The organism is Gudongella sp. DL1XJH-153, assembly GCF_049310905.1.
Classification (GTDB): domain Bacteria; phylum Bacillota; class Clostridia; order Tissierellales; family Tissierellaceae; genus Gudongella.
This window is the reverse complement of record NZ_JBMEMN010000004.1, coordinates 115,370-121,369: the sequence shown is the minus strand read 5'-3', so window position 1 is coordinate 121,369 and position 6,000 is coordinate 115,370. Positions and strand designations below refer to the sequence as shown.

Annotated in this window: 10 protein-coding genes; all 10 read right to left on the bottom strand. The window is 43.4% G+C overall.

Features of this window, described 5'->3' with window-relative positions; translation table 11 throughout:
- On the bottom strand, positions 1 to 387 hold a 387-nt coding region (locus ACOEN1_RS03625; protein WP_422485063.1), incomplete at its 3' end, for a major tail protein.
- Entirely contained in the window at positions 388 to 732 is a 345-nt protein-coding gene (locus ACOEN1_RS03620; RefSeq protein ID WP_422485062.1) for a hypothetical protein, read from the bottom strand. It lies immediately after the preceding gene.
- Positions 729 to 1,160, bottom strand: coding sequence for an HK97-gp10 family putative phage morphogenesis protein (locus tag ACOEN1_RS03615; RefSeq protein ID WP_422485061.1), 432 nt, complete (start codon positions 1,158 to 1,160; stop codon positions 729 to 731). The genes ACOEN1_RS03620 and ACOEN1_RS03615 overlap by 4 nt, the downstream gene beginning before the upstream one ends.
- Entirely contained in the window at positions 1,153 to 1,485 is a 333-nt protein-coding gene (locus tag ACOEN1_RS03610) for a head-tail adaptor protein (protein WP_422485060.1), read from the bottom strand. The genes ACOEN1_RS03615 and ACOEN1_RS03610 overlap by 8 nt, the downstream gene beginning before the upstream one ends.
- Before the next feature lie 2 nt (positions 1,486 to 1,487).
- Positions 1,488 to 1,796 (bottom strand): head-tail connector protein, encoded by a 309-nt coding sequence (locus ACOEN1_RS03605; protein WP_422485059.1) that lies wholly within the window; start codon positions 1,794 to 1,796, stop codon positions 1,488 to 1,490.
- Positions 1,797 to 1,814: 18 nt separating this feature from the next.
- Positions 1,815 to 2,027 (bottom strand): Head fiber protein, encoded by a 213-nt coding sequence (locus ACOEN1_RS03600; RefSeq protein WP_422485058.1) that lies wholly within the window; start codon positions 2,025 to 2,027, stop codon positions 1,815 to 1,817.
- Positions 2,028 to 2,039: 12 nt separating this feature from the next.
- Positions 2,040 to 3,248, bottom strand: a complete 1,209-nt coding sequence (locus tag ACOEN1_RS03595) for a phage major capsid protein (RefSeq protein ID WP_422485057.1) — start codon at positions 3,246 to 3,248, stop codon at positions 2,040 to 2,042.
- 19 nt (positions 3,249 to 3,267) lie between these two features.
- Positions 3,268 to 3,966: a head maturation protease, ClpP-related gene (locus tag ACOEN1_RS03590; protein ID WP_422485056.1), complete on the bottom strand. Its 699-nt coding sequence runs from the start codon at positions 3,964 to 3,966 to the stop codon at positions 3,268 to 3,270.
- Positions 3,963 to 5,219, bottom strand: a complete 1,257-nt coding sequence (locus ACOEN1_RS03585) for a phage portal protein (protein ID WP_422485055.1) — start codon at positions 5,217 to 5,219, stop codon at positions 3,963 to 3,965. Before ACOEN1_RS03585 ends, ACOEN1_RS03590 begins: the two co-directional genes overlap by 4 nt.
- A 164-nt stretch (positions 5,220 to 5,383) precedes the next feature.
- Positions 5,384 to 5,878 (bottom strand): nucleotidyltransferase domain-containing protein, encoded by a 495-nt coding sequence (locus tag ACOEN1_RS03580; RefSeq protein ID WP_422485054.1) that lies wholly within the window; start codon positions 5,876 to 5,878, stop codon positions 5,384 to 5,386.
- Between the last annotated feature and the right edge of the window lie 122 nt (positions 5,879 to 6,000).

Genomic DNA, 6,000 nt, shown 5'->3' with positions numbered 1-6,000 from the left:
GGCGGGAACAGAGAAGATAACCCTGTAGAGCCAAAAGTAGCGATATTTTCCATTGGCCTTCTTGGCACGAAACCCAATAGCCACCGGCGATCCACCATCTTCACTTCTTGAAACAACGACGTTATTGCTGTCGATTTTACATCCTGTCAAATCCTGTGCTACCAATGATCCGATATCATCAATACCTAGTGTCAGGGCACCACTCTTAAATTCTTTTACTACCTCGCTGGCACCGTCATCTGCGTAGAGAATGGCTTCAATGAGCTCAATGCTCAGCTCTGCAGTCATGGCTTTAGCCAGTACTTTAGGGGTTCCATAGGTTTCAATGCCGTTTTGATCTTCGGTGATCTTGGCATAATATAGAGAATCCAATCCGATTGTTGCCATTTATTCTTCCTCCGTTTCATATTCTTTCATTACGTCAATGGCGTAATGATGAAATTTAGTATCGTGTTCATAACCAACATACTGCCTATCTGTTATGGTGATTTCTCCAGATTGTAGGGCCTTAGTCAGTTCTTTCTTGCGCTTCATATAGTTCTTCTTCGTGAAAAGAGAAAGCCGAGCTTCTGAAAGAATCATATAGGCCTCATTATCTGCAAAGAGATCCAGTCTATCAGACATGGGGGTAATAACCAGATATTCATCAGGCGGCGTATCGGAAAATACTCCGGTCTCCACAGGAATGTTTAGGGGTCCTAGTATGTGGTTTAAATCCGCAAGTAAGCTCATAGCTTTTCAATCTCCTTATCCAGTTCTGATTTCATAGTTTCAATGCATGCCTTCCGAGATGCGGACTTTGCTGGCTTCAAGAAGGGTTTAGGTGGCTGACCTGATTTACCATATTCAAGGATATTTGCAATCTTAGCATTGGCATCTCCATCACCACGAGGTTCATTGAAGCCAACCTTGACATTGAAGTTTCCATTTCGATCTAGCTTAGTGGGAGAGAGGCCCAAGGAAGATACCAGCTCACCGGTAGAACGGCTTTTTTCTTTTGTTTCATTCCCAATAACGCCTTTGAGGTTGGCTTTGACTTTATCAAGAACAACCTCGCCGCCAGCTTCTAAGACTTTAGAGACAATCTCATCGGTCTTATCACCAAGTTTTGTAAGCTTCATTAAAAACTCATCGGGCATTTTCATGGTTGCGTTAGCCACTTGGAACCACCTCCTTAGCTAGAACTTCAAGATACATTCCGCGTCCTTTCACATCCTCAACAGATGTGATTTCAAATCTCTTATCACTGTGGATGATCACCATAGATGCCGTAATGGTAATGCCAGGGATGCAGCGAAAGCGAAAAAGGTCTGTGGCTTCAGTAAAGGAAGCTCTATTTGCCCATTTCTCATTGCCATGTCGACCTTCACGATACGCCCTTACAGAAGCTACAATGTTATCCACTTCAGTTCTAAATCCTTCAGCATCTTTAATGATTATCCTCTCTATAATATCGATAAAGGTATTCATTTTTCCATAGCTCATATCTACACCTTCCAATCCCGATCAAGCCGCAGTAGAAGATTGACTGTATTCCATACTTGCTGTCCAGCCTGAACATTATCTGAGTAAAAACCACCAGTGCTGCCATCTCGTGATTCATAGAAGTGAGATGACAGCATGATGATGGCTTGCTGAGTGGTGGCTGGCATAACGGCTTCCACATAGTGGTTCTCAGGATGATGCTGATAGCTTTCTGCATACCGCGTGGCGGCAGTGATGTACATTTGAATCAGCTCATCATCAGACGAGTGATCTAGTATAAGGTTTGCTTTTACTTTTTCCAGCAGTGTCATCCCTCCACCATCCTTTCATTAGTCTGAAATCATAAGCCCTGCTGCTTTAAGTTTGGTGAGAAGGGCATTAAAATCCGTCACCAAATCTTCAACTGTGGCAGCAGTACTTGCCGCTTGATTGTCAAGAACAGGGAGGCCAGTAACGACCGCCCCTTCCTTGATTTCAAGAGTTCCACCAATAACGGTTTTCTCACCGCCCTGTTCGGTATAGTTCTTTGTGTTATAACTCATAGGACACCTCCATTATGCTTTCTGCTGAAGCACTTTGATGGCTTCAGGTAGAATGAGCTTTCCATCCACACGCTGAGTTGCAGCAAAGCCAACCTGTCCAGTGGCTGCATAGAGCTCATTGAGTCTCTTGAACACTCTGCCCTGACGATCCGCTACCCAGTAGTAACCAAAATCACCGAAGATGATAGACTTTGCAGATGCAGCTATGGTAGGAACGTAAGATGAAGTATAAACAGGTCTGTTCAGAATGGTATCTGGTGTTCCAGCCTGAAGTGAAGGCTGCCAGATATACTGACCCTGACCATCTTTCAGCTTCCTAATGGCCTTAATGGTGGCATCGTTCATAACGAACACAGACTTGTTTCTATAAGGCGATTTAAGTGAGTAAAAGAGATCCAAAATCTCATCGATGGAAATGGCAGTGGCACTTGAAGCAGTTACACCGATTTGTGCTCCACCAGTGGCTGCAAGAATACCCGTAGGCTTACCAGAGCCATCTCCAGTAAAGAAGGCATCTTCTTCCTTGTTACCAATACGTCTTGCAAACTCCCTGGCGATATAGTTCTCAAGATTAAAGACGCTGTCATTAAGAAGCTCTTCAGATACCTTGATCATGGTACCGAGCTTATAAGCGCCTATGGAAACCTGTCCAAAGCTATCATCGCTTTCAGGAATGGCACCTTCCTCATCAATCCAAGAAGCGGTACCTTTGGAAGCCACCACTGGAATCTTACGATCGCCAGAAGCAGTGGAGATGACATTGGCCAGCTTTCTGAAGATATTCTCTTCATTAAGGGACTCAATGAGGGTACGCTCAAACTCATCTGGTACAAGATAGCCACCTTCAGTGTCAGTACCAATCTGCAGTGCGTTCTTAATAACAGGATCAAGCCCTTCACCAGAACGGGTTCTCATGGCATTCCAGAATGCTTTCTGGTATTCTGCGGAGGCTCTGCCGCCTTTGGATTCCATACCCTGGAAGATAGGTTTTCCGGTAAGTGGTGTGTTAAGTGGCTTTGAAAGCTCGCGGTCCAGTGCTTCTTGCTTTTCAAGACGGTCAATCTCCTTACCAAGGGCAACCACATCCGCTTCCATCTTTTCATAGGTTGCAGTGTCTTCAGCAGATACAATTCCATCTGTACCTCTTTTGGTATCGAGGAATGCTTTCGCAGCTTCCCAGGATTTTGCTCTTTTTTCACGTAGTTCAAGAATTTTATTCATAGTGTTTTCCTCCTAAAATTTAGTGTTGAATTAAAGAAAGCCGCTTTTCTAGCGACTCAATTGGGGTGCCAGTATTCTCTTTTGCTAGTTTGGGTTTTACCTTATCCAGCAGGGAGTTGGTAACAGCCCTGCGACTAAAGGCATAGGTAAAATCCTCAGTCTGATTTCGTTTTTTTTCATCCTCCAAGATGCCATCAGCAAAACCAAGCTCGATGGCCTTCTTCGCATTAAGCCAAGTCTCCGCATCCATGAGATGGGAGAGCTTTGTCCTTGACTGGCCTGTCTTGATTTCATAGGCATTGATGATGCTCTCTTTAACTTCAGATAGCATGGCGATGGCTTTTTTCATTTCCTCGCTGTCACCAATGGCCACTGTAAGGGGGTTATGGACCATCATGAGGGCAGTTGGTGCCATAAGCACCGTTGTCCCCGCCATGGCGATGACTGAGGCGGCTGAGGCTGCAATACCGTCAATCTTTACGGTAACAGTACCCTTGTAATCCATCAGCATGGCGTAAATCTGACTAGCAGCAATGCAATCACCTCCTGGAGAATTGAGCCAAATAACTATGTCACCCTCACCGGCAGTAAGCTCTGCTTTAAATGCCTTAGGGGTGACATCATCGTCAAACCATGAATCTTCGGCAATAACGCCGTCTAGATAAAGTGTTCGGACGCCAGTGTTTTCATCTCGTGCCCAGTTCCAAAACTTCTTCATTTAGGTTCCTCCGTTTCTTTAGTATTTGCGAACGCGCCTGCGTCCTGTAATTTTGTCATGGCACCGTTGATGAGGAAGAGATCGCCTCCAAGTTCAGCAGGAATTCTATCCAGATTTTCTAGTTCTCTGATATCATTGGCACTCATCCAACCGTTCTGCCTTGCAGTGGCATAACCACTCATTCGGCTAACATAGTCACCACGTAATAGGCCATCCACATTAAACTTGATAAAGACATTAGGCTTCTCACTTTCCATTAGCAGCGCTCTACACATTGACTGTTCCCAGCGGACCACCCAAGGGTCGAGGGTGTATTTTACAAACTCCAGTGATTGCTGTTCGATGTTACTAAAGGATGACTTCTCTAGATCAGCAAGCATATGAGGGGGCACTCTAAAAATACGAGCGATCTCATTGATCTGAAACTTTCTGGTTTCTAAGAACTGAGCCTGCTCCGGAGATATACCAATAGGCTGATACTTCATACCTTCTTCAAGGACAGCCACCCTGTGGGCATTGCCGCTTCCTTGATAAGCAGCATTCCAGGATTCTTTAATCTTCTGAGGGTCTTTGATGGTACCGGGGTGTTCTAGCACGCCACCAGGTGAAGCACCATTAGCAAAAAACTTAGCTCCATATTCTTCTGTAGCTATGGCAAGGCCCACAGCATTTTTCGCCATGGCTATGGGTGAATAGCCTACCAGTCCGTCAAAGCCAAGTCCGGGGATATGGAGGACATCTGATGGTGAAAGATACACTTGATTGTCTCTACCAAGAGTAGGAGCATCTTCACTACCACGCTGGTACAAATAGAAAAGCCGACCACTTGAATCGCGATCGACTGTCATTTTGTTTGGCATCAGTGGGTAGAGGGAAACAACTTCACCACGTGCATTTCTAATTATCTGAGCATAGGCATTTCCCCATAATAAAAGATGACTCATCAGCGTTTCTCTAAACGCAAAGGAAGTCATCTCAGGATTTGGTTCATCATGAAGTAATTTGTATAAAGGGTGTTTTAGGTTCTTCTCCTTGCCACCTGAATCATTGTACTTATACACATGAAGTGGTAGACCAGCTAAGGTCTCCGATAAGATTCTTACGCAGCTATACACTGCGGTCATCTGCATGGCTGTTTGTTCATTGACTGGTTTTCCAGCGCTGGTGCTTCCAAAAAAGAAGCTGTAGGGGCTGCCACCTAGAGCATCTTTAGGCTTGTCTCGAGCTTTGAATATTCCTTGCAGTATTCCCATGGACATCGACCTCCTTAAAAATGGGTATTAAGCACCTATAAATGATAGATGCTTAATACCCTTATAATTCACAATGAAAGTAGTTCATATAATAAGAAGGATGCGAATCAACTCAACTTTATGCTATGCTCATTTTACGGAACTCTCAAATTGGAATTTGTTAGTTACTTGTATTCATTCGGAACAGGAATATCAAATCTCTCGCACAATAGTTTTACATCATGCACATCATTTTCATCATGCTCATAGCCCAAATGAAATAATACTTGATTTTCAGCATCAATACATCTTACCACTTTATCACCTATTTTCCCTATACCACTAAACACCTCTGAGGGATATGCTTCTCCTTCAAAAACAATGTATCCTTGTTCGTTGAATTTAAATATATGAAGGTCAATTATCCTACCTTTAGTATCCTTCCAAACCGTGTGAGATGTGGTTGTATATGATTCTGTAACTTCAGCAAAGCCGTTTTCTTTTAATATTCCAATAAACTTTTTACTGTTACTATCTTCCACAAATAAATCAATATCATTATGAGCTCTTGTTTCCACTTCTAATAGCGCATCTACTCCCCAACCGCCATCTATCCAAATGCTAATTCCATTTTCTTCAGCATATGTTACTATCTCAATGGCATCTGTTTTATTTACCATTCAATCCCTCCGTTCAAATTACTATTTATCAGACTTTAACAAATAACCTCTATTTCGCGATTATCTACTTATCTGCAAAAAAACTCTCCTCTGTACAGAACTATTATACTATAAGGAAGATA

Excerpts from the sequence above, each read along its gene's own strand:
- ACOEN1_RS03620 (WP_422485062.1), bottom strand. The coding sequence starts at position 732 with ATGAGCTTACTTGCGGATTTAAACCACATACTAGGACCCCTAAACATT.
- ACOEN1_RS03610 (WP_422485060.1), bottom strand. The coding sequence starts at position 1,485 with ATGAGCTATGGAAAAATGAATACCTTTATCGATATTATAGAGAGGATA.
- ACOEN1_RS03605 (WP_422485059.1), bottom strand. The coding sequence starts at position 1,796 with ATGACACTGCTGGAAAAAGTAAAAGCAAACCTTATACTAGATCACTCG.
- ACOEN1_RS03600 (WP_422485058.1), bottom strand. The coding sequence starts at position 2,027 with ATGAGTTATAACACAAAGAACTATACCGAACAGGGCGGTGAGAAAACC.
- ACOEN1_RS03595 (WP_422485057.1), bottom strand. The coding sequence starts at position 3,248 with ATGAATAAAATTCTTGAACTACGTGAAAAAAGAGCAAAATCCTGGGAA.
- ACOEN1_RS03590 (WP_422485056.1), bottom strand. The coding sequence starts at position 3,966 with ATGAAGAAGTTTTGGAACTGGGCACGAGATGAAAACACTGGCGTCCGA.
- ACOEN1_RS03585 (WP_422485055.1), bottom strand. The coding sequence starts at position 5,219 with ATGGGAATACTGCAAGGAATATTCAAAGCTCGAGACAAGCCTAAAGAT.
- ACOEN1_RS03580 (WP_422485054.1), bottom strand. The coding sequence starts at position 5,878 with ATGGTAAATAAAACAGATGCCATTGAGATAGTAACATATGCTGAAGAA.